This window comes from Pseudomonas sp. NFPP07 (assembly GCF_900115645.1).
Classification (GTDB): domain Bacteria; phylum Pseudomonadota; class Gammaproteobacteria; order Pseudomonadales; family Pseudomonadaceae; genus Aquipseudomonas; species Aquipseudomonas chlororaphis.
Genome location: NZ_FOXG01000007.1, coordinates 289,398 through 310,246, shown reverse-complemented (window position 1 = coordinate 310,246; position 20,849 = coordinate 289,398). Strand labels below are relative to the sequence as shown.

Sequence of the window (20,849 nt, the reverse complement as noted above, 5' to 3'; positions counted from 1 at the left end):
TTCTACGCTTATAAAGATCGCCTTCAAAAGCGCAGGCTAAAGCCTTTGTCGGCTTTTTTATCCGGCATCAAATCGGGAAGCTTTGACTATGATCGACCTCGCAACCTGGAATCTGAGCATTCCCGAAGGCAGTCCACCGGCGACTATCGACACCCCCCGACTGGTGGATGGCTTCAAGGATCAATATTTCCATTCCGACACCGGCACCCTGTTCTTCTGGTCGCCCGTCACCGGCTCCCGCACCGCCAATGCCATCTACCCACGCAGCGAGCTGCGTGAAACCTACTCCAACGGCACCCTGAAGAACTGGACCTACCCGGAAGCCGACAACTTGCTCTACGCCACCCTGGCGGTGAACCAGGTGCCGTCCACGGGCAAGATCGTCATCGGCCAGATCCACGCCTACAACAGCACCAAGCCCCTGGTGAAGGTCGAGTACCAGTACAAGACCACCACCCAGAGCGGCAACATAGTCGCCAAGGTCCGCATGCATCCGGACGATACCGATAGCCGGGTGATCATCGTCGCCGAAAACGTGCCGCTGGATCGCGAGTTCTCCTACCTGATCCACCTGAGCCCGGGCGGTGCCCTGGGCGTCAGCGCCGCGGGCTATCAATGGGACACCCAGCTCAGCAGCACCTGGCGTGACAAGCCGCTGTACTTCAAAGCCGGGGTGTACGTGCAGGACAACACCGGCTACACCACCGAAGGCGGCAAGGTGACCTTCTACAAGCTGGATATCGATCACAACCCGACCTGACGCTCCCGCGAATGGCAGATACGTGAGGCATGTCGGGAGACAGGTACAGAAAAACCGCATCGCTGCGGTTTTTTCTCAAGGGGTGGCCAACGCCTTATCGAGCCTAGTGCATGGCGCCAACATCTTCGATGATGCGTTCGAGCATACGGTCAGGGGTGTATCTGCATAAGATATCCCGATCCACCTTGACCGATTTTCCCCTCAGAAAGCTGCCGATGCCCGGAAGCGAGCCATCCACAGTGATGAATATGTTTTCCGGCCGGTAGAAATCCAGGGTCTTTATCGACTCGTTGGTAGTGATCAGCTTCTTGTTGAAGAAAGCTGCCTCGAGTGCTCTCAGCGTCAGGCCCGACTGGCCGTCCTGATTGACTTCCAGCAGCACATCCGCCGCGAGCGATCGGCGGATGTTGTCGTCATATGTCAGGACCTTGTCGATATGGAACCTGGAGTGTTCCTTCGAGGTACTGTCCCGGACGATGGCGAAATCGACGCTCGCACCTTCACGCTCAAGCGCCTGCGCCATGGCCTCAATCCTGGCAACACGCCGCTTGTCCTGTCCAAGAAAGAAGCATTTTGGCGCGTGCTCGTTCGCCGTCGCGGCGTCGACCAGCCCTTGCATTTCGTGGAATCCGAAGGGGAAAAACTGCTCCATGTACTCCATGCCGAAAGCAGCGCACTGGTCTTTGTCGAAGCTATAGATACGATCGAAATGCCGATGCATTTCCCGGACAAAGTCCGCGTCCACCAGATCGCGCATCAACAACACTTTCTTGCCGGTGAAACTGGCGATGACACTGGGAATCAAGCCCCGTTTCACCTGCCCCTCGTTGCAAACCAGGATGTCGTCGCGCCCCACCCGGTTGATCGAAAGCACCAGCTTCCCAAGCCAGCCAGTGCCCACTCTTGGATGGCGTAGCCTTTTGTTGATCGACTTGATGTAGCGGCCCATTCTCTTGGCCGTCGAAGGGAAGACCATCAACCTCGCGCTGTGTCGGGTGGACAAATAATCAATCATCCGACGCTCGTATTGAGCCGTCCAGCCCAGGAAAAAAATCTTCATGTACTACCTGACACGACTACATTCGACTTTAAGAAAGCAGGATTTCTGTATCGTCCAGCCCGAATCAAAACAGCGTCGATACTAACATGATGGCTCCCTGGATAGCCGGCCAAATAATAGCGCAAGGCCACTCCATCCGGATGACAGGCACAAAAAAGCCCGCATCGCTGCGGGCTTTTTTGTGAAACGCTAAGGCTTAGTTGACCTTGGCGTTCAGCTCACCTTTGAGGTAACGCTGGAACATCGCTTCCAGGGAGATCGGCTTGATCTTCGAGGCGTTGCCGGCGGTGCCGAAGGCTTCGTAACGGGCGATGCACACGTCGCGCATGGCGGTCACGGTGGCGCCGAAGAACTTGCGCGGGTCGAACTCGCTCGGGTTGGTGGCCATCAGGCGACGCATCGCACCGGTGGACGCCAGGCGCAGGTCGGTGTCGATGTTGACCTTGCGCACGCCGTACTTGATGCCTTCGACGATTTCTTCAACCGGCACGCCGTAGGTTTCTTTGATGTCGCCGCCGTACTGGTTGATGATCGCCAGCCACTCTTGCGGCACCGAAGACGAACCGTGCATCACCAGGTGGGTGTTGGGGATGCGCTTGTGGATCTCTTTGATGCGGTCGATGGCCAGCACGTCGCCGGTAGGCGGCTTGGTGAACTTGTAGGCACCGTGGCTGGTACCAATGGCGATGGCCAGGGCGTCGACCTGGGTCTTCTTGACGAAGTCCGCGGCTTCTTCCGGGTCGGTCAGCATCTGGCTGTGGTCCAGCACGCCTTCGGCGCCGATGCCGTCTTCTTCACCGGCCATGCCGGTTTCCAGGGAACCCAGGCAGCCCAGCTCGCCTTCCACCGAAACGCCGCAGGCGTGAGCCATGGCCACGGTCTGCTGGGTCACGCGAACGTTGTACTCGTAGTCGGTCGGGGTCTTGCCGTCTTCGCCGAGGGAGCCGTCCATCATGACCGAGGAGAAGCCCAGCTGGATCGAACGCTGGCAGACGTCAGGGCTGGTGCCGTGGTCCTGGTGCATGCACACCGGGATATGCGGGAATTCTTCGATCGCCGCCAGGATCAGGTGACGCAGGAAAGGCGCGCCAGCGTATTTGCGGGCACCGGCCGAAGCCTGGACGATCACCGGAGAGTCAGTCTTGTCAGCGGCTTCCATGATGGCGCGCATCTGTTCAAGGTTGTTGACGTTGAAGGCTGGAACGCCGTAGCCGAATTCGGCTGCGTGGTCCAGCATCTGGCGCATGCTGATGAGTGCCATTGTGTGTATCTCTCCCGGTCGAGGGTCGTTAATCGTGCAAGCCTGCCGTAGCGGCGGCTGCTATTCAAGTGATTGCAGATCGGGGGTCAGCCCGGCCTGCCGGCATTATTACTACTGTAGGAGCGAGCTCGCTCGCGATGGGCTTCGGGACAACGCGATCATCCAGACGGATGGCGTTATCGTTGACGATCATCGCGAGCAAGCTCGCTCCTACAGGCCTACGGCGCTTTACAGCCGCGGCCGATCAAATCGTTGGTGGCGACCCAGTAAACCAGGCCTTCGTCACCTTTTTCGTGAAACGCCAGCATGTCGTTGCTGTACAGCGAACCGGAACCGCTCGGCTCCAGCTTCAGGCGATAGACCTGATCGGCCCCGCCCAACCGCACATCGACTTCCTTGCGGCTGCTGTCGGTATAGCGCCAGACCACTTGCGCCTGGCTGTCACACACCCAGGTCGTCCAGTTGTCCGTCTCGGCCGGTTTGAACAGGTCGAAGTTGGCGCAACCTGCCAGCAATCCCAGCGCAGCCACGGCGATAAAGCCTTTCATCGGTGTTCCTCGGCTGACGGCCCACGGCCGCCAGCACAACGCGTTATCGAATCAGACCCGTCAAGGGCAACCATGTTCCTTGGCCTTGGCTGGAGTCTCGTACTTGTCCAGACCATCGGGCCCCATGCGCTTGTTGATCACAGGCGCAGTCTCGGCCTGCCAGTCGGCCTGATAGCAACCTCTCTCAGGCTCTCCCGACTCGGGCTCCGGCTGGGCAGGCTGGCTGCCGCAACCGGCCAGCAAGCCCGCGACGATCAACAGCGGTAACGTCTTGACCATATGAACACTCCTTTGCCTGGCCATCGGGACTTCAGGCTTTGGCCCGGCTTTCCAGGACTTCGACCGCCGGCAGCACCTTGCCCTCGACGAATTCGAGGAAAGCGCCACCGCCGGTAGAAATGTAGGAGATTTGCTCGGCCACGCCATATTTATCGATGGCCGCCAGGGTGTCGCCGCCGCCGGCGATGGAGAACGCCGCGCTCTCCGCGATGGCCTGGGCCAGCACCTTAGTGCCGTTACCGAACTGGTCGAACTCGAACACGCCGACCGGACCGTTCCACAGGATGGTCTTCGACGACTTCAGCAGCTCGGCGAAGTTCGCCGCGGTTTGCGGGCCGATGTCCAGGATCATGTCGTCGGCCGCCACCTCGGCAATCAGCTTGACGGTAGCGGTCGCGCTTTCGGCGAATTCCTTGGCCACCACCACGTCCACCGGCAGCGGCACACTGACCTTGGCGGCGATGGCGCGCGCGGTATCCAGCAGGTCCGGCTCGTACAGCGACTTGCCGACCGGGTGACCGGCAGCGGCGAGGAAGGTGTTGGCGATGCCGCCGCCGACGATCAGTTGGTCGCAGATCTGGCTCAGGCTATTGAGGACGTCGAGCTTGGTCGAGACCTTGGAGCCGGCGACGATAGCGGCCATCGGCTTGGCCGGGGCGCCCAGGGCCTTGCCCAGCGCGTCCAGCTCGGCGGCCAGCAGCGGGCCGGCAGCGGCGACCTTGGCGAACTTGGCCACGCCGTGGGTCGAACCCTCGGCGCGGTGCGCGGTGCCGAAGGCGTCCATCACGAACACGTCGCACAGGGCGGCGTATTGCTGGGCCAGTTCGTCGGCGTTCTTTTTCTCGCCCTTGTTGAAGCGCACGTTCTCGAACAGCACGATGTCGCCGGCCTTGACGTCGACGCCGCCCAGGTAGTCGGCCACCAGCGGCACTTCACGACCCAGGGCACGGCTCAGGTAGTCGGCCACTGGCTTGAGGCTGTTCTCGGCGGAGAACTCGCCTTCGGTCGGACGGCCGAGGTGCGAGCAGACCATCACGGCCGCGCCTTTTTCCAGGGCCAGCTTGATGGTCGGCAGCGAAGCCAGGATTCGCGCATCGCTGGTGACAACACCGTCCTTGACTGGGACGTTGAGGTCTTCGCGGATCAGTACGCGCTTACCTTGCAGATCGAGGTCGGACATCTTCAACACGGTCATGGGTCGCAATTCCTGGGTTACTGTTTTTTTGGAAACGGGAAGTTAAGAGACAGCTTTGGGTGCGGCTGTTTGCAGATAGTGTCCTGCAACGTCCAGCATTCGGTTGGCAAAACCCCATTCGTTGTCGAACCAGGCCAGGATGTTCACCAGCCGCGGGCCGGAAACACGGGTCTGGCTGGCATCGACGATCGCCGAATGCGGATCATGGTTGAAATCACAACTGGCGTGCGGCAACTCGGTATAGGCCAACAGGCCCTTGAGCGGACCGCTGGTGGCGGCCTCGCGCAGGATCCGGTTGACTTCGCCGGTGTCGGTATCGCTCACGGTCTGCATCGTGATGTCGAGGCAAGACACATTGACGGTCGGCACGCGCACAGCTTTGGCCTGAATTCGCCCGGCAAGTTCCGGCAGCAGCCGTTCGATACCGCGCGCCAGACCAGTGGACACCGGGATCACCGACTGGAACGCCGAACGGGTTCGGCGCAGGTCTTCATGGTGATAGGCGTCGATCACCGGCTGATCGTTCATCGCCGAGTGGATGGTGGTGATCGACACGTATTCCAGGCCAATGGCCTGGTCCAGCAGGCGCAACAGCGGCACGCCGCAATTGGTGGTGCAGGACGCGTTGGACACCAGCAGCTCGTCGCCGGTCAGGCAGTCCTGGTTGACGCCGTAGACAATGGTGGCGTCGACATCCGCCTCGCTGGCCATCGGCTGGGAAAACAGCACCCGCGGCGCACCGGCGTCGAGAAAACGCTGGCCGTCTTCACGGGTGTGATAGGCGCCGGAACATTCGAGCACCAGATCGACGCCCAGGGACGCCCAATCGATGCCTTCGGGGGTGGCACTGCGCAGGACCTTCACGCAGTTGCCATTGATATGCAGACAGTCGCCGTCGACCTTCACTTCGCCGGGAAACCGGCCGTGGGTGGAGTCGAAGCGCGTCAGGTATTCCACGCTGGCCATGTCGGCCAGATCGTTGATCGCGACAATCTCGAACCCGGCCGCAGCCCCCCGTTCGAACAGGGCACGCAAGACACAACGACCGATCCGGCCGTAGCCGTTGAGTGCAACTTTGTAGGGACGCGGTTGAGGCATGGGGTTCTCGTTAGCCGACAACTTCATGAGCGATACAAAACCATTGCAGGAGCGAGCTTGCTCGCGATGGACTTCAGGACGACGCGGTTATCCAGATAGCCAGCGTTATCGTTGACGACCATCGCGAGCAAGCTCGCTCCTACAAAGTGATGCGGCGACCAGAGGCCACCGCATTCGCGCTTCTTTAGTCTTCCAGCAGCTCTTCGGCCTGACCCAGGATGTTTTCCAGGGTGAAACCGAACTCTTCGAACAAGGCCGGCGCAGGCGCCGACTCGCCGTAGGTGGTCATGCCGATGACGCGACCTTCCAGGCCGACGTACTTGTACCAGTAGTCCGCGTGTGCGGCCTCGATGGCGATACGCGCGCTGACCTGCAGCGGCAGGACCGACTGCTTGTAGCCGGCGTCCTGGGCATCGAACACGCTGGTGCATGGCATGGACACCACGCGCACCTTGCGGCCCTGCTCGGTCAGCTTGTCGAAAGCCTGCACCGCCAGGCCGACTTCGGAACCGGTGGCGATCAGGATCAGCTCAGGCTCGCCTGCGCAGTCCTTGAGGACGTAGCCGCCGCGGCTGATTTCGGCGATCTGCACGGCATTGCGGGTCTGATGCTGCAGGTTCTGACGGGAGAAGATCAGCGCCGAAGGGCCGTCCTTGCGCTCGATCGCGTTTTTCCAGGCCACCGCCGATTCCACGGCATCGGCTGGACGCCAGGTGTCGAGGTTCGGGGTGCAGCGCAGGCTGGCGATCTGCTCGATCGGCTGGTGCGTCGGGCCGTCTTCGCCCAGACCGATGGAGTCGTGGGTGTAGACATGGATCACGCGCTGCTTCATCAGGGCCGACATGCGTACCGCGTTGCGCGCGTATTCCATGAACATCAGGAAGGTCGCGCCGTAAGGCACCAGGCCGCCGTGCAGGGCCACGCCGTTCATGATGGCGGTCATGCCGAACTCGCGAACGCCGTAGTACATGTAGTTGCCGCTGGCGTCTTCGGCGCTGACGCCCTTGCAGCCTTTCCACAGGGTCAGGTTGGAACCGGCCAGGTCGGCCGAACCGCCGAGGAATTCCGGCAGCAGCGGGCCGAACGCGTTCAGGGCGTTCTGGCTGGCCTTACGGCTGGCGATGGTTTCGCCCTTGGCCGCGACTTCGGCGATGTAGGCATCGGCCTTCTCGGAGAAATCGGCCGGCAGGTCGCCGCTCAGGCGACGCACCAGCTCGTTGGCCAGCTCGGGGAATTCGGCGGAGTAGGCGGAGAAACGCTGGTCCCACTCGGCTTCGACGGCGCGACCGGCTTCCTTGGCATCCCATTCGGCATAGATGTCGGCCGGGATTTCGAACGGGCCGTGGTTCCACTTCAGCGCGGCGCGGGTCAGGGCGATTTCCTCGGTGCCCAGTGGCGCGCCGTGGCAGTCTTCCTTGCCTTGCTTGTTCGGCGAACCGAAGCCGATGGTGGTCTTGCAGCAGATCAGGGTCGGCTGCTCGCTTTTGCGCGCGGTGTCGATCGCGGTCTTGATCTCTTCCGGGTCGTGACCGTCGACGTTGCGGATCACCTGCCAGTTGTAGGCTTCGAAACGCTTTGGCGTGTCGTCGGTGAACCAGCCTTCGACTTCGCCGTCGATGGAGATGCCGTTGTCATCGTAGAAGGCGATCAGCTTGCCCAGGCCCAGGGTGCCGGCCAGGGAAGCGACTTCATGGGAAATGCCTTCCATCATGCAGCCATCACCCAGGAACACGTAGGTGTGGTGGTCGACGACGTTGTGCCCTGGACGGTTGAACTGCGCCGCCAGGACCTTTTCCGCCAGGGCGAAGCCCACGGCGTTGGCCAGGCCTTGGCCCAGCGGGCCGGTGGTGGTCTCGACGCCCGGGGTGTAGCCGAATTCCGGGTGGCCCGGGGTGCGGCTGTGCAGCTGGCGGAAACTCTTCAGGTCGTCGATGGTGACGTCGTAGCCGGTCAGGTGCAACAGCGAGTAGATCAGCATCGAGCCGTGGCCGTTGGACAGCACGAAGCGGTCACGGTCGGCGAAGGATGGATTGCTCGGGTTGTGCTTCAGATAGTCACGCCAAAGTACTTCGGCGATATCCGCCATCCCCATGGGGGCGCCGGGATGGCCGCTGTTGGCTTTTTGCACGGCATCCATGCTGAGGGCACGAATGGCGTTGGCACGCTCACGACGGCTTGGCATCGCTGATCTCCTGAGGGTTATCTAAGTCGGGTTGAATAAAAACGAATCGGAAAAAGGCGTGCATTTTCCCTCAGCCGGTAGGCGGGGGCAATGACAGATAGTGACTCTGGCGCGTTTTTCCGGTCGATAAAGGGGCAATCGCCTGATGAAACCATTCCGCAGTTCGTTTGTAGAACACAGGGACCTGCGTTAAGTGCCATCTATCGAGCAATATCAAAACTTTTTGATATTGGTCTTGCGAGGTTGGGGGTGCGTCACTAGACTGCTGGCCTTATGAATTTACGCGCGCCCTCCATGAACCATGACGACTGCGACGAGCTGGCGGCCCTGTGCAAGGCCGGCGGCGATCCGCTGCGGCTGAATGTATTGCGCGCGCTGGCCAACGACTCGTTCGGCGTACTGGAGCTGGCGCAGATCTTCGCCATCGGCCAGTCCGGCATGAGCCACCACCTGAAGGTCCTGGCCCAGGCCGACCTGGTGGCAACCCGCCGCGAAGGCAACGCGATCTTCTACCGGCGCGCCCTGCCCCACACCGAACGGCTGGGCGGCAGGCTGCACGCCGCCCTGCTGGATGAAGTGGACAACCTGACGCTGCCCGGCGAAGTGCAATCGCGTATCGGCCTGGTGCACCGCCAGCGGGCGGCCGCCAGCCAGGACTTTTTCTCACGGGTCGCGGAGAAATTTCGCGCCCAGCAGGACCTGATCGCAGGACTGCCCCAGTACCGCGAAAGCGTGCTGGCACTGCTCGACAAACTGAACTTCACGGACACCGCCACGGCGATCGAAGTCGGCCCCGGGGATGGCAGTTTCCTGCCGGAACTGGCCCGTCGTTTCGCCCGGGTGACCGCGTTGGACAACAGCCCGGCCATGCTCGAACTGGCACGCCAGGTCTGTGAGCGCGAAACGCTGGCTAACGTCAGCCTGCAACTGGCCGATGCATTGAATGGCGCGAGCCTGACGGCCGATTGCGTGGTGCTGAACATGGTCCTGCACCATTTCGCCGCACCGGCCGATGCGCTGAAACGCCTGGCCGGCTTGCTGCAACCGGGCGGCAGCCTGTTAGTGACAGAGTTGTGCAGCCACAACCAGAGTTGGGCCAGGGAGGCCTGCGGTGATCTCTGGCTGGGGTTTGACCAGGATGATCTGGCCCGCTGGGCCACCGCTGCGGGACTGGTTCCCGGAGAAAGTCTGTATGTAGGTTTACGTAATGGTTTCCAGATCCAGGTCCGCCACTTTCAGCGACCGGCTGGCGACACTCACCATCGGTAAATTTTAGGAAACCGTCGAGATGAGCGAATACTCCCTTTTCACCTCCGAGTCCGTGTCTGAAGGGCATCCGGACAAAATCGCCGACCAGATTTCCGATGCGGTGCTGGACGCCATCATTGCCCAGGACAAGCACGCCCGCGTAGCGGTGGAAACCCTGGTCAAGACCGGTGTGGCCATCGTCGCCGGCGAAGTCACCACCTCGGCCTGGGTTGACCTGGAGCAGATCGTTCGTGACGTCATCACCGACATCGGCTACACCAGCTCCGACGTCGGTTTCGACGGCGCGACCTGCGGCGTGATGAACATCATCGGCAAGCAGTCCCCCGACATCAACCAGGGTGTCGACCGCGCCAAGCCTGAAGACCAGGGCGCCGGCGACCAGGGCCTGATGTTCGGCTACGCCAGCAACGAAACCGACGTGCTGATGCCGGCCCCGATCACCTTCTCGCACCAACTGGTGCAGCGCCAGGCCGAAGCCCGCAAGTCCGGCCTGCTGCCGTGGCTGCGTCCGGATGCCAAGTCCCAGGTCACCTGCCGCTACGAAGGCGGCAAGGTGGTCGGCATCGATGCCGTGGTCCTGTCGACCCAGCACAACCCTGACGTGTCGTACAAAGACCTGCGCGAAGGCGTGATGGAACTGATCGTCAAGCACGTGCTGCCGGCCGAACTGCTGTCCAAGGACACCCAGTTCCACATCAACCCGACTGGCCAGTTCATCATCGGCGGCCCGGTCGGCGACTGCGGCCTGACCGGTCGCAAGATCATCGTCGACAGCTACGGCGGCATGGCCCGTCACGGCGGCGGCGCGTTCTCCGGCAAGGACCCATCGAAGGTCGACCGTTCGGCCGCCTACGCCGGTCGTTACGTGGCCAAGAACATCGTCGCCGCCGGCCTGGCCGAGCGCTGCGAGATCCAGGTGTCCTACGCCATCGGCGTGGCGCAACCGACTTCGATCTCGCTGAACACCTTCGGCACCGGCAAGATCAGCGACGACAAGATCATCAAGCTGGTGCGCGAAGTGTTCGACCTGCGTCCGTACGCAATCACCACCATGCTCGACCTGCTGCACCCGATGTATCGCGAAACCGCGGCCTACGGCCACTTCGGCCGTACCCCGCAAACCAAGACCGTAGGTGATGACACCTTCACCACCTTCACCTGGGAAAAGACCGACCGCGCCGAAACCCTGCGCGCCGCTGCCAACCTGTAATCCCGGCAGCACTTACCCAAGCCCCGCACGGTTCGCCTTGCGGGGCTTTTTTGTGGCTGAAGGTTTCATGATTTGCAGGGCGCTCCTATAGGGTCAGCCTGATTCCTGGGGGTATAAGCCGGCTCGCGAAAAACCGGCGCATCGTCCAACCAGCCCGCGAAATACCCGGCAATCCATACGCCCTTTCTCTCTCCCGCCCACCCCTCTAGCCTGCAATCTGACTCCCCGAGCAAGGATGCTCCCCATGTCCTACAGAGCAACGCTATTGGCCGCAATCCACCTGAGCGCCATCGCCCTGCCAAGCGTCGCCAGCCCGTGCCCCGACTGGACACCTGCCCAGGCGCAAACCGAAACGGCCACCCTGCAACAGCAAATCAATCGCTGGGACGACAGCTACCACCGTGAAGGCCTGTCGCCGGTGACTGACGAGCTCTACGACCAGTCCCGCGCCCGGCTCGAACATTGGCAAAGCTGTTTCCCCACCGTCAGCGCAGGCCGCGCCAACCCGCTACGCACCGCACGCGGTACTGTCCCGCACCCCATTCCCCATACCGGTGTGGAGAAACTGGCCGATGAAAGTGCCGTACGCCAGTGGCTCGCCGGGCGCGAGGAGGTCTGGGTACAGCCCAAGATCGACGGCGTGGCCGTGACCCTGATCTATCGCCAGGGACGCTTCCAGCAAGCCATCAGCCGCGGGGATGGCCTTCAGGGCCAGGACTGGACCGGGCCCGCGCAACTGATAAGCGCCATCCCCAAGCGCCTGCCCGAACCTCGGGACCTGCTGCTACAGGGCGAGCTCTATTGGCGCCAGAACGATCACATACAGGCCAAGGCCGGCAGCCTGAATGCCCGCGGCCAGGTTGCCGGCCTATTGGCCCGCAACCAGCTGGACCCTCGGCAAGCCAGCCGGATCGGCCTGTTCGTCTGGGACTGGCCACAAGGCCCGAGCACCCTGGCGCAGCGCCTGGCCGGCCTCAAGGCCCTGGGATTTGCCCACAGCAGCGAGTACAGCCAGCGCGTCAGCACATTCGCCGAGGTCCGGCACTGGCGAGAGCACTGGTATCGCTCGGCCCTGCCCTTCGCCAGCGATGGCATCGTCCTGCGCCAGAGCCGACGCCCAGAGGCGCAACGCTGGCAGGCCAAGGCGCCCTACTGGATCGCCGCGTGGAAATACCCGTTCGCCCAGGCCCTGGCCAGGGTGCGCAAGGTCGACTTCAAGATCGGCCGCACTGGCCGGATCACCCCGATGCTTGAGCTGGAGCCGGTCCTGCTCGACGACCGGCAGATCAGGCGGGTCAGCGTCGGCTCGCTGCCGCGCTGGCAGAAACTGGATATCCGCCCTGGCGACCAGGTGTCGATCAGCCTCGCCGGCCTGACCATCCCGCGCCTGAACGCGGTGATACTGCGCACGCCCCAGCGTGTGCCGCTGCAGGTTCCGGATGCCTCGGCCTTCCATGCGCTCAGTTGCTGGCACCCCCTGCCCGGCTGTGAGAGCCAGTTCCTAGCACGCTTGACCTGGCTGAGCGGAAAATCCGGGCTGGACCTGCCCCATGTCGGCCCCGGCACCTGGGAGAAGCTGGTGGACGCCGGACTGATCAACGGCTTGGTCGATTGGTTGACCCTTGAACCTGCAGAGCTTGCTAACATTACCGGCCTTGGCGAACGCAGCATCGCGCGTTTGCTGAGCAGCCTGCACAGCGCCCGCCGGCAGCCGTTTCATCGCTGGCTCAAAGCCCTTGGACTGCCACCGACCGGCGATGCCAGGCTCGAAGATGGCTGGGCGGCGTTGGCGGCCAGAACCACCGAACAATGGCAGGCCCAAAGCGCTATCGGCCCGGGACGCGCCGCTCAGTTGAGCGCCTTTTTCCGCGATCCGCAGGTCCTGGCCGTGAGTGAAGAATTACGTGCCGCCGGAATCGAAGGCTTCTGAGGCTTTTACAGCCGGCGGCGTTGAACCCCGGGGACGCAGATGGCTCAAACAGCCCGTCGCCCCACTCCTGCTATTCATCTTTTCACATGGAGCCTTTATGAAATTTCTTGCACCGCTCACCCTCTTCGCCGCATTCGCCCTGACAACCCCAGCCCTGATGGCCGCCGAGCAGGCCCCGGAACTCACCGGCTGCGCCGCCAAGCGCCAGGCCATCAGCACCCAGCTCGAACAGGCCAAGGCCCACGGCAACAGCGAACAACAGGCCGGCCTGGAAAAAGCCCTGAGCGAAGCCACCGCGAACTGCACCGACGCCTCGCTGAAAAAGGAACGCGAAAACAAGGTGCTGGACGCCAAGCATGAAGTCAGCCGGCGCCAGACCGACCTGGACAAGGCCATGAAAAAAGGCGACGCCGAAAAGATCAACAAGCGCAAGGACAAGCTGGCCGAGTCCCGCAAGGAATTGCAGGAAGCCCTCGACGAACTGGACAAGTAAGTTCGAGCCGCCGCGGCTGATGTGCCCGCCGCAGACACCTCAGGCGACAGAATCAGTGATCGCGAAACTCTTTATGGCAGGCGCTGCAGGCATCTTCGACTTTCTGTACCGCCGGCCCCAGGTTGCTGGCCTTGTACGGCTGGACCTTGCTGGCGATGACCAGTTCACCGGTGGCCTCCTCGAGGGTACGGGCCAGTTCCTGGAAACGTGCCTGCTTCTGCCAGACATCGTCAGTCGCGCTGGTGTGCTCCTGTTCCTTGACCTGCGGGAAATGCTTCCAGGGTTCGTGGGACAGGTTGTCCAGCTTGATCGCGCCTTCGGTAAAGCGCGGGCCGTCGAACGGGATACGCCCACGGAGCATGCCGCCCAGGTCTTCACCGGTCTTGAGCATCTGTTTGAAGATCGCCTTGCGCTGACCCAGCGGGGAGTTCGGATCGACACCGCCGCAGGCGGACAGCGTCAGGCAGGCCAGCAATACAACAGAGAGTCTTTTAAGCGTCATGGTGGCTTCGGGTCACGGGAAACGGCCGCCAGTATCCTCGCCTGTCCGGCAAAGACCAATAGCCCTATTAACAATATGGATTGCCTGACGTTGCCATGCGCCCAGGCAAGCCACAAAGGAAGTACCCAATGAACACCCGTTTCAAGCTGTGGCGTCGACACCTGGCCTGGGCCTTGCCGACCGCGATCCTGCTGGCCGGATGCAATGGCGGCGAAGTCGGCAAGCCACCCCAGCCCCATGCCATCGCCACCTATACCAGCGCCAGTTGGGAAACCTTGCCCACTGTGTCCGACGACGACCTGCTGGCCGGCTTCGGTTCCTGGCGCAGCGCCTGTACCCGGCTGAAAGCCGACCCGGTGTGGGGCCCGACCTGCGCGACGGCGGCCAATGTGCCGCTCACCGCCCTCGATGTCCGCAGCTTCCTCAAGCAGCACCTGGACGTCTACGGCCTGCGCTCGGCCAGCGGCAGCAGCAATGGCCTGATCACCGGCTACTACGAGCCGGTCTATCCGGGCAGCCTGACCCAGACCCAGGCTGCGTCAGTGCCAGTCTATGGCGTGCCGGAAGACATGATCATCGTCGCCCTCGACAGCATTTATCCCGAACTCAAGGGCAAGCGCCTGCGCGGCCGCCTCGAAGGCCGGGTGCTGAAACCCTACGACGATGCCGCGACCATCGAGACCAAGGGGGTCAAGGCGCCGGTGATCGCCTGGCTGACCGACCCGATGAACCTGCAATTCCTGCAGATCCAGGGCTCGGGCCGCATCCAGCTGGAAGACGGGCGCCAGTTGCGCATCGGTTATGCCGACCAGAACGGCCACCCGTACCGCCCCATCGGCCGCTGGCTGGTGGGTCAGGGCGAGCTGAAGAAAGAGGACGTGACCATGGGTACCATCGCGGCCTGGGCCAAGGCCAACCCCAATCGCATCCCGGAACTGCTGGGCAGCAACCCCAGCTACGTGTTCTTCAACCGCAACCCGGACAGCAACGAAGGCCCGCGCGGCTCGCTGAACGTACCGCTGACGTCCGGCTACAGCGTGGCGGTGGACCGCAAGGTGATCCCCCTGGGCAGCCTGTTGTGGCTCTCCACCACCCGGCCCGATGGCAGCAGCCTGATCCGCCCGGTGGCGGCACAGGACACCGGTGGCGCGATCGCCGGCGAAGTTCGCGCCGACCTGTTCTGGGGCACCGGCGACGCGGCCGGGCAACTGGCGGGAGACATGAAACAGCAGGGCCAGATCTGGATGCTCTGGCCCAAGGGCGCCACGCTGCCGAAAGTGCCTCAAGTCACCGACAGCAAATGACCCTGTAGCCCCGTAGCCGCTGCCGAGCCCGCGAGGCTGCGATCGACTGCGTAGCAGGCGCAAAACCTGAGAATGCGCGGGGTCAGGATAACCGCGCCGGCTGCACGCCCAAGCGCAGCTTCGCGGGCTCGGCAGCGGCTACAGGATCAGATCGAAACGAAAAAGAAGCTGGCAATCAGCGCCATGCCGACGAGCCACACCAGCGAGCGCAGGATCGCCCAGTCCGCCAGGTAGCAGATGATGTACAGCAGGCGGCTGGTGATGAACAGCACCGCCAGCACATCGATGGTCACCAGTTCGGCGACGTTGGCGATGTGGGCAACGATCACCCCCGCGGCAAAGGCCGGGGTCACTTCAAAACTGTTGAGCTGCGCCGCTTGCGCCCGCCGGGCGAAACCTTCGAGGGTTTCGAGGTAGGCCCGCGGGTCATGGTTCTGCCGCAGGCCAAAGTCGCCCCCGCTGAACTTGGCGATGCTGTTACACAGGTACGGCAGGAAGATGGCGATCAATACACACCAGAAAGCGACGGTCATGGCAGAGTCCTTTTTAAAGTCATGAGGGGAGCGGGGTCAGAACTTCATCACCAGCATGCCGATCAGCACCAGCCCACAAGCTAAGAGCCGAGGTCGGCCGAAAGGTTCTTTCAGGTAACGCATGCCGAACAGCACCACCAGGATCACGCTGATTTCCCGCAGCGCCGCCGCCTCGGCGATCGATCCCAGCTGCATGGCCCACAGCACCAGAGCGTAGCTGAACAATACGCAGAACCCGACGCTCAACCCCAGCCTCCATTGTTCGCGCCAGAACAGGCTGAAGGCCGCACGCTTGCGCAGCAACGCCAGCAACGGAAAGGGCCAGGCGCTGAGCAGCGTCACCCACACCAGGTAATCCAGCGGATGGGACCAGCGGCGCAATGCCTGGCCGTCGATAAAGGTGTAGCAACCGATGCACAGGCCGATCAGCACCACCACCGGCAACATCGACCATGGCAGGCGGTCGCCGCCACCGCCCTGCCACAGCAGGCACAGCATGCCGAAAGGGATCAACAGGATGCCGAGGATCTGCTGGGGGCTGAGCACCTCGCCCGCGAAGATCAGGGTCAGGGCCAGCACCACCAGGGGCGAAAGACCGCGCATCAGTGGGTAGACCAGACCCAGGTCGCCGACCCGATAGGCCTGGATCAGCAGGTAGCGGTAGAGCAACTCGAAAACCGCCGACGCCAGGATCCACGGCCAGATCTGCAGCGGTGGCCACTCGACGAACCCCAGCATCAATGCCACGAACAACAAGGCGACGCTGTCCATGCAGGCCACCACCAATAACCGTTCGCCACTGAACTTGATCAGGGTATTCCACGCCGCATGCAGCAGCGCCGCCACCAGAACCAGAGTTGTCGCCAGCACCTCACACTCCCTGTTTGCTATAAGAGAATCGATTCACCTAAGGGCCTCGGCTGTCTATACTGACGCCGACCACGCCGCACTCAGTTGCGCATATCCACTCCAATAATTCCTGCCGCTGCCCGATCCGCCGGACCTGATCCGATGGAGGAGCAAAGCCGGCATGCGTATGCCTGATCAGGGCGTCAAGACTACAGACAGAGATTCCTCGCATGCCACTCGCCTTGCTCGCACTGGCTGTTGCCGCCTTCGGCATCGGCACCACTGAATTCGTCATCATGGGCCTGCTGCCCGATGTCGCCCGCGACCTGTCCGTCAGCATTCCCCATGCCGGCCTGCTGATTACCGGTTACGCCCTGGGCGTGGTGTTCGGCGCGCCGATCCTCGCCGTCGGCACCGCCAACATGCCGCGCAAGGCCACGTTGCTGGGCATGACCCTGATGTTCATCCTCGGCAACGTGCTCTGCGCGCTGGCGCCGAACTACGCCACGCTGATGGCCGCGCGGGTGATCACCGCGCTGTGCCACGGTGCGTTTTTCGGCATTGGCTCGGTGGTCGCCGCCAGCCTGGTGGCGCCGAACAAACGCGCCCAGGCGATCGCCCTGATGTTCACCGGCCTGACCCTGGCCAATGTGCTCGGCGTGCCGCTGGGCACGGCGCTGGGGCAATACGCCGGCTGGCGCTCGACCTTCTGGGCGGTGTCGGTAATCGGGGTGATCGCCGCCATTGCCCAGTGGTTCTGGCTGCCCCGGCACATCGCCATGGACAAGGCCAACCTGGCCAGCGAGTTCAAGGTCCTGGGCAAGACCAACGTGCTGCTGGCCCTGGGCATGAGCGTGCTGGCCTCCACCAGCCTGTTCAGCGTCTTCACCTATATCGCGCCGATCCTGCAGGACGTCACCGGCGTCAGCCCCCATGGCGTGACCATCATGTTGCTGCTGTTCGGCGTCGGCCTGACGGCCGGCAGCATGCTCGGCGGCCGCCTGGCCGACAGCCGCCTGCTGCCGTCGCTGGTGGCCATGGCACTGGCCGTGGTGCTGGTGCTGGCCGCGTTCAGCCAGACCAGCCACCTGCTGATCCCGGCGGCGATCACGTTGCTGCTGTGGGGGATTTTCGCCTTCGCCCTGTGCCCGATCCTGCAATTGCTGATCATCGACCAGGCCCACGAGGCTCCCAACCTGGGCTCGACCCTGAACCAGAGCGCCTTCAACCTGGGTAACGCCGCCGGCGCCTGGATCGGCGGGCTGGTCGTCGCCAGCGGCGCCGACCTGGCCGACCTGCCGTGGACCGGCGCACTGGTCGGCGGACTGACGGTGCTGACCGCGCTGCTGTTCATTCACCTGCAACGTTGCCAGGCGGCCGCGATCAATGTATCCGGCTGAGCCTCGACGAGCGTGCGACTGACCCACGGTCGCCTGCAGAACCGCGCACTGTCCGACCGGCTCACCGACAGAAGAATCTGAACTTTCCTTGTCGGTGTGCCCCGGGCCGCCAGCGGCCCATCAAACCCTTGCCCGATGGCTTTCGGGCTTTCTTTTCACGTTTCTATCCAAGGGACTCCGGATGCTTGAACTCGTTGCCGCCTTCATCTGCCTGACCACCCTGCTCACCTACGTCAACTTCCGCTTCATCGGCCTGCCGCCGACCATCGGCGTGATGGTCACCGCCCTGCTGTTTTCCCTGCTGTTGCAAGGCTTGAGCTTCCTCGGCTATCCCGGCCTGGAAGAGCATGTGCAACAGCTGATCGGCCAGATCGACTTCGGCGACCTGCTGATGAACTGGATGCTGTCGTTCCTGCTGTTCGCCGGCGCCTTGCACGTCAACCTCAACGACCTGCGCAGCTATCGCTGGCCCATCGGCCTGCTGGCCACGGTCGGCGTGCTGATCGCCACGTTCGTCATCGGCAGCCTGGCCTACTGGATCTTCGGTCTGTTCGGCTGGCACGTGAGCTTCCTCTATTGCCTGCTGTTCGGCGCCCTGATCTCGCCGACCGACCCGATCGCGGTGCTCGGCGTGCTGCGTACCGCCAACGCCTCGAAGCCGCTGAAAACCACCATTGTCGGCGAGTCGCTGTTCAACGACGGCACCGCGGTGGTGGTGTTCACCGTGCTGCTGGGTATCGCCCAGCTCGGCGAAACCCCGACCGTCGGCGCCACCGCCCTGCTGTTTGCCCATGAGGCCATCGGCGGCGTGGTGTTCGGCGGGCTGATCGGCTACCTGGTGTACCTGATGATCAAGAGCATCGAGCAACACCAGATCGAGGTGATGCTGACCCTGGCCCTGGTGATCGGCGGCTCGGCGATGGCCAGCGAACTGCACGTCTCGGCACCGATCGCGATGGTGGTGGCGGGCCTGATCATCGGCAACCTGGGGCGCAACCTGGCGATGAACGACATGACCCGGCGTTACCTGGACGGCTTCTGGGAACTGCTCGACGACATGCTCAACGCCCTGCTGTTCGCCCTGATCGGCATGGAGCTGTTGCTGCTGCCGTTCAACTGGCTGCACCTGCTGGCCGCGAGCCTGCTGGCGGTGGCGATCGTGTTGTCGCGCCTGCTCACCGTGGCCCCGGCCATCGTCCTGCTACGCCGCTGGCGCAGCGTGCCGCGCGGCACTATCCGGGTGCTGACCTGGGGCGGCCTGCGCGGCGGGGTTTCGGTGGCGCTGGCCCTGGCCCTGCCATTGGGCCCGGAGCGCGACCTGGTGCTGAGCATCACCTACATCGTGGTACTGTCGTCGATCCTCCTGCAGGGCCTGACCATCGGCAAACTGGTGCGCCATGTCACCCAGGATGCACCGGCGGCCACCCAGGACGCTCACTGATCGTTTCTTGATCGATCGCGGACCCGCCCAGGGTCCGCAGTCGTTTTTGGCAGGCCACTTTCACTGCGCACCTGGGCATGGCTGATCAGGGCGAAGATGAAGCTGCCGCCGATGATATTCCCCGCCAGCGTCGGCCCGGCGAACACCCACCAGAAATCCCGCCACGGCAACTCGCCGGCGAACACCAGGTACGAGACCTCCACCGAACCGACCACAATATGGGTGAAGTCCCCCAGGGCCATCAGGTAGGTGATCAGGATGATGATCCACATCTTGGCGCTCTCCATGGACGGGATCATCCAGACCATGGTGGCGATCATCCAGCCGGAGACGATGCCCTTGGCGAACATCTGTCCGGCATCGTTTTCCATGACCTTGCGCCCGATATCGAGGAAGGCCAGGTCGGTCCTGGCGTCGAAAATCGGCAGGTGCAGCATTACGTAGGCCACCAGCAGCGTGCCGCACAGGTTGCCCACCAGGACCACGCCCCACAAGCGGCACAGGCGCGCGAAATTGCCCAGGGTGGGTTTGCTCATGATCGGCAGCACGGCCGTCAGGGTGTTTTCCGTGAACAGTTGCTGGCGCGCCAGGATCACCGCCAGGAAACCCGCGCAGTAACCGAAACTGGCAATCACCTTGAACCCTTCGCCGTCGGGCAGGCGCGAGTCGAGCAGGCCCATGCCCATCAGCGACAGGCCCATGGTCAGGCCGGCGGCCAGGGCCGACCACCAGAGCGCAGCGACGCTGCGCTCCAGCTCCTTGTCGCCCTGGGTGCGGATGATCTCGTGCAAGACCGCCGCGCGGGGCGGCTGGTTCTTGTCTACGTCGTGCTGCTCTTCGGGAGAAAGGCCCGGGGTCTTGCCGTCTGTCTGCACGTTAATGGCTCCTGAACCTGTGGGTACCCTGTCAGGTACGACATCCGGGGTTCAGGGCTCGTTCAGTGGCCTCATGCAGGAGCAGGCAGACTCACGCCCACAGCGGTCAGGCGATCGGCTCGTCGTCCTTGAACTGGTCCTTCACGTACCGGATCTCGGTACGGCCGTGGGGAGCCGGCAAGCCGTCCTCGCCCAGGTTGACGAAGACCATCTTCTCGACGGTGAGGATGCTCTTGCGGGTGATCTTGTTGCGCACTTCACAGGTCAGGGTGATCGAGGTCCGGCCGAATTCGGTGGCGGTGATGCCCAGCTCGATGATGTCGCCCTGGCGCGAGGCGCTGACGAAGTTGATTTCGGAAATGTACTTGGTGACCACGCGCTGGTTGCCCAGCTGGACGATGGCGTAGATCGCCGCTTCTTCGTCGATCCAGCGCAACAGGCTGCCGCCGAACAGCGTGCCGTTGGGGTTGAGGTCTTCGGGTTTTACCCATTTGCGGGTGTGGAAATTCATACTCACTCCTGACCGTCTTGCCGATTGATGCCGGCATCATGGCAGACCCCGGCGCAGAGCTCTATTGAGCTTCTACTATGGTCGCGATAACCGTTCGATCATTGTCCGACAGAAATCCTTGGGAAGTCGCTGGCAGACGGCTATAATCG

20 protein-coding genes are annotated in these 20,849 nt (G+C 62.9%); 8 read left to right on the top strand and 12 right to left on the bottom strand.

Features of this window, described 5'->3' with window-relative positions; genetic code table 11:
* The first annotated feature begins 88 nt into the window (after positions 1-88).
* Complete coding sequence (locus BM019_RS19820) at positions 89-760, top strand: polysaccharide lyase family 7 protein (RefSeq protein WP_092419489.1); 672 nt, start codon at positions 89-91, stop codon at positions 758-760.
* 103 nt (positions 761-863) lie between these two features.
* On the opposite strand, the gene BM019_RS19815 is transcribed toward BM019_RS19820, so the two are convergent.
* The 7 genes from BM019_RS19815 to tkt all read right to left on the bottom strand — a co-directional run bounded on the left by BM019_RS19815 (position 864) and on the right by tkt (position 8,383).
* Positions 864-1,820: a WaaS/CpsH family glycosyltransferase gene (locus BM019_RS19815; RefSeq protein ID WP_092419486.1), complete on the bottom strand. Its 957-nt coding sequence runs from the start codon at positions 1,818-1,820 to the stop codon at positions 864-866.
* Between the two features lie 196 nt (positions 1,821-2,016).
* Entirely contained in the window at positions 2,017-3,081 is a 1,065-nt protein-coding gene (fba, locus tag BM019_RS19810) for a class II fructose-bisphosphate aldolase (protein WP_003229012.1), read from the bottom strand.
* A gap of 218 nt (positions 3,082-3,299) precedes the next feature.
* On the bottom strand, positions 3,300-3,629 hold the full coding sequence (locus tag BM019_RS19805) for an MliC family protein (protein ID WP_007922315.1): 330 nt from the start codon (positions 3,627-3,629) through the stop codon (positions 3,300-3,302).
* A gap of 60 nt (positions 3,630-3,689) precedes the next feature.
* Positions 3,690-3,908: a hypothetical protein gene (locus BM019_RS19800; RefSeq protein ID WP_009045980.1), complete on the bottom strand. Its 219-nt coding sequence runs from the start codon at positions 3,906-3,908 to the stop codon at positions 3,690-3,692.
* A gap of 31 nt (positions 3,909-3,939) precedes the next feature.
* The gene (locus BM019_RS19795; protein ID WP_009045981.1) at positions 3,940-5,103 is read right to left on the bottom strand and encodes a phosphoglycerate kinase; all 1,164 of its coding nucleotides are present in this window, start codon (positions 5,101-5,103) and stop codon (positions 3,940-3,942) included.
* Positions 5,104-5,145: 42 nt separating this feature from the next.
* Positions 5,146-6,201: an erythrose-4-phosphate dehydrogenase gene (epd, locus tag BM019_RS19790; RefSeq protein WP_009045982.1), complete on the bottom strand. Its 1,056-nt coding sequence runs from the start codon at positions 6,199-6,201 to the stop codon at positions 5,146-5,148.
* Between the two features lie 184 nt (positions 6,202-6,385).
* Positions 6,386-8,383, bottom strand: coding sequence for a transketolase (gene tkt, locus BM019_RS19785; protein ID WP_092419483.1), 1,998 nt, complete (start codon positions 8,381-8,383; stop codon positions 6,386-6,388).
* A 273-nt stretch (positions 8,384-8,656) separates the two neighbouring features.
* Here tkt and BM019_RS19780 point away from each other — a divergent pair, with 273 nt between their 5' ends.
* From BM019_RS19780 to BM019_RS19765, 4 genes are all read left to right on the top strand, one after another.
* Positions 8,657-9,652, top strand: coding sequence for an ArsR/SmtB family transcription factor (locus BM019_RS19780; RefSeq protein WP_092419480.1), 996 nt, complete (start codon positions 8,657-8,659; stop codon positions 9,650-9,652).
* A 19-nt stretch (positions 9,653-9,671) separates the two neighbouring features.
* Entirely contained in the window at positions 9,672-10,862 is a 1,191-nt protein-coding gene (gene metK, locus BM019_RS19775) for a methionine adenosyltransferase (RefSeq protein WP_009045984.1), read from the top strand.
* Between the two features lie 244 nt (positions 10,863-11,106).
* Complete coding sequence (gene ligB, locus BM019_RS19770; protein ID WP_092419477.1) at positions 11,107-12,792, top strand: NAD-dependent DNA ligase LigB; 1,686 nt, start codon at positions 11,107-11,109, stop codon at positions 12,790-12,792.
* A 97-nt stretch (positions 12,793-12,889) separates the two neighbouring features.
* Positions 12,890-13,285 carry a DUF1090 domain-containing protein gene (locus BM019_RS19765; RefSeq protein ID WP_062824362.1) on the top strand — a complete coding sequence of 132 codons (396 nt, stop codon included), beginning with the start codon at positions 12,890-12,892 and terminating at the stop codon, positions 13,283-13,285.
* 52 nt (positions 13,286-13,337) lie between these two features.
* On the opposite strand, the gene BM019_RS19760 is transcribed toward BM019_RS19765, so the two are convergent.
* The gene (locus BM019_RS19760; protein ID WP_092419474.1) at positions 13,338-13,787 is read right to left on the bottom strand and encodes a c-type cytochrome; all 450 of its coding nucleotides are present in this window, start codon (positions 13,785-13,787) and stop codon (positions 13,338-13,340) included.
* A 128-nt stretch (positions 13,788-13,915) separates the two neighbouring features.
* On the opposite strand from BM019_RS19760, the gene BM019_RS19755 reads away from it, so the two are divergent.
* Complete coding sequence (locus tag BM019_RS19755) at positions 13,916-15,091, top strand: murein transglycosylase A (protein ID WP_092419471.1); 1,176 nt, start codon at positions 13,916-13,918, stop codon at positions 15,089-15,091.
* Positions 15,092-15,237: 146 nt separating this feature from the next.
* On the opposite strand, the gene BM019_RS19750 is transcribed toward BM019_RS19755, so the two are convergent.
* Positions 15,238-15,624, bottom strand: coding sequence for an MAPEG family protein (locus BM019_RS19750; protein ID WP_092419468.1), 387 nt, complete (start codon positions 15,622-15,624; stop codon positions 15,238-15,240).
* Positions 15,625-15,660: 36 nt separating this feature from the next.
* Positions 15,661-16,494 (bottom strand): EamA family transporter, encoded by an 834-nt coding sequence (locus BM019_RS19745; RefSeq protein WP_092419465.1) that lies wholly within the window; start codon positions 16,492-16,494, stop codon positions 15,661-15,663.
* Positions 16,495-16,703: 209 nt separating this feature from the next.
* Here BM019_RS19745 and BM019_RS19740 point away from each other — a divergent pair, with 209 nt between their 5' ends.
* Both BM019_RS19740 and BM019_RS19735 read left to right on the top strand, forming a co-directional pair.
* Positions 16,704-17,873, top strand: a complete 1,170-nt coding sequence (locus tag BM019_RS19740; RefSeq protein ID WP_092419462.1) for an MFS transporter — start codon at positions 16,704-16,706, stop codon at positions 17,871-17,873.
* A 181-nt stretch (positions 17,874-18,054) separates the two neighbouring features.
* A complete protein-coding gene (locus BM019_RS19735; RefSeq protein ID WP_092419460.1) occupies positions 18,055-19,314 on the top strand; it encodes a cation:proton antiporter in 1,260 nt (419 codons plus the stop codon).
* On the opposite strand, the gene BM019_RS19730 is transcribed toward BM019_RS19735, so the two are convergent.
* Together BM019_RS19730 and BM019_RS19725 are read right to left on the bottom strand one after the other, a co-directional pair.
* Positions 19,308-20,195, bottom strand: coding sequence for a formate/nitrite transporter family protein (locus BM019_RS19730; RefSeq protein ID WP_037005041.1), 888 nt, complete (start codon positions 20,193-20,195; stop codon positions 19,308-19,310). The genes BM019_RS19735 and BM019_RS19730 overlap by 7 nt on opposite strands.
* Positions 20,196-20,295: 100 nt before the next feature.
* Positions 20,296-20,700, bottom strand: coding sequence for an acyl-CoA thioesterase (locus BM019_RS19725; protein ID WP_007932525.1), 405 nt, complete (start codon positions 20,698-20,700; stop codon positions 20,296-20,298).
* Positions 20,701-20,849: the final 149 nt, after the last annotated feature.

What these genes read in the sequence shown, in the direction of transcription:
- BM019_RS19820 (WP_092419489.1), top strand. Translation starts at nt 89, where the DNA reads ATGATCGACCTCGCAACCTGGAATCTGAGCATTCCCGAAGGCAGTCCA.
- BM019_RS19815 (WP_092419486.1), bottom strand. Translation starts at nt 1,820, where the DNA reads ATGAAGATTTTTTTCCTGGGCTGGACGGCTCAATACGAGCGTCGGATG.
- fba (WP_003229012.1), bottom strand. Translation starts at nt 3,081, where the DNA reads ATGGCACTCATCAGCATGCGCCAGATGCTGGACCACGCAGCCGAATTC.
- BM019_RS19805 (WP_007922315.1), bottom strand. Translation starts at nt 3,629, where the DNA reads ATGAAAGGCTTTATCGCCGTGGCTGCGCTGGGATTGCTGGCAGGTTGC.
- BM019_RS19800 (WP_009045980.1), bottom strand. Translation starts at nt 3,908, where the DNA reads ATGGTCAAGACGTTACCGCTGTTGATCGTCGCGGGCTTGCTGGCCGGT.
- BM019_RS19795 (WP_009045981.1), bottom strand. Translation starts at nt 5,103, where the DNA reads ATGACCGTGTTGAAGATGTCCGACCTCGATCTGCAAGGTAAGCGCGTA.
- epd (WP_009045982.1), bottom strand. Translation starts at nt 6,201, where the DNA reads ATGCCTCAACCGCGTCCCTACAAAGTTGCACTCAACGGCTACGGCCGG.
- tkt (WP_092419483.1), bottom strand. Translation starts at nt 8,383, where the DNA reads ATGCCAAGCCGTCGTGAGCGTGCCAACGCCATTCGTGCCCTCAGCATG.
- BM019_RS19780 (WP_092419480.1), top strand. Translation starts at nt 8,657, where the DNA reads ATGAATTTACGCGCGCCCTCCATGAACCATGACGACTGCGACGAGCTG.
- metK (WP_009045984.1), top strand. Translation starts at nt 9,672, where the DNA reads ATGAGCGAATACTCCCTTTTCACCTCCGAGTCCGTGTCTGAAGGGCAT.
- ligB (WP_092419477.1), top strand. Translation starts at nt 11,107, where the DNA reads ATGTCCTACAGAGCAACGCTATTGGCCGCAATCCACCTGAGCGCCATC.
- BM019_RS19765 (WP_062824362.1), top strand. Translation starts at nt 12,890, where the DNA reads ATGAAATTTCTTGCACCGCTCACCCTCTTCGCCGCATTCGCCCTGACA.
- BM019_RS19760 (WP_092419474.1), bottom strand. Translation starts at nt 13,787, where the DNA reads ATGACGCTTAAAAGACTCTCTGTTGTATTGCTGGCCTGCCTGACGCTG.
- BM019_RS19755 (WP_092419471.1), top strand. Translation starts at nt 13,916, where the DNA reads ATGAACACCCGTTTCAAGCTGTGGCGTCGACACCTGGCCTGGGCCTTG.
- BM019_RS19750 (WP_092419468.1), bottom strand. Translation starts at nt 15,624, where the DNA reads ATGACCGTCGCTTTCTGGTGTGTATTGATCGCCATCTTCCTGCCGTAC.
- BM019_RS19740 (WP_092419462.1), top strand. Translation starts at nt 16,704, where the DNA reads ATGCCACTCGCCTTGCTCGCACTGGCTGTTGCCGCCTTCGGCATCGGC.
- BM019_RS19735 (WP_092419460.1), top strand. Translation starts at nt 18,055, where the DNA reads ATGCTTGAACTCGTTGCCGCCTTCATCTGCCTGACCACCCTGCTCACC.
- BM019_RS19725 (WP_007932525.1), bottom strand. Translation starts at nt 20,700, where the DNA reads ATGAATTTCCACACCCGCAAATGGGTAAAACCCGAAGACCTCAACCCC.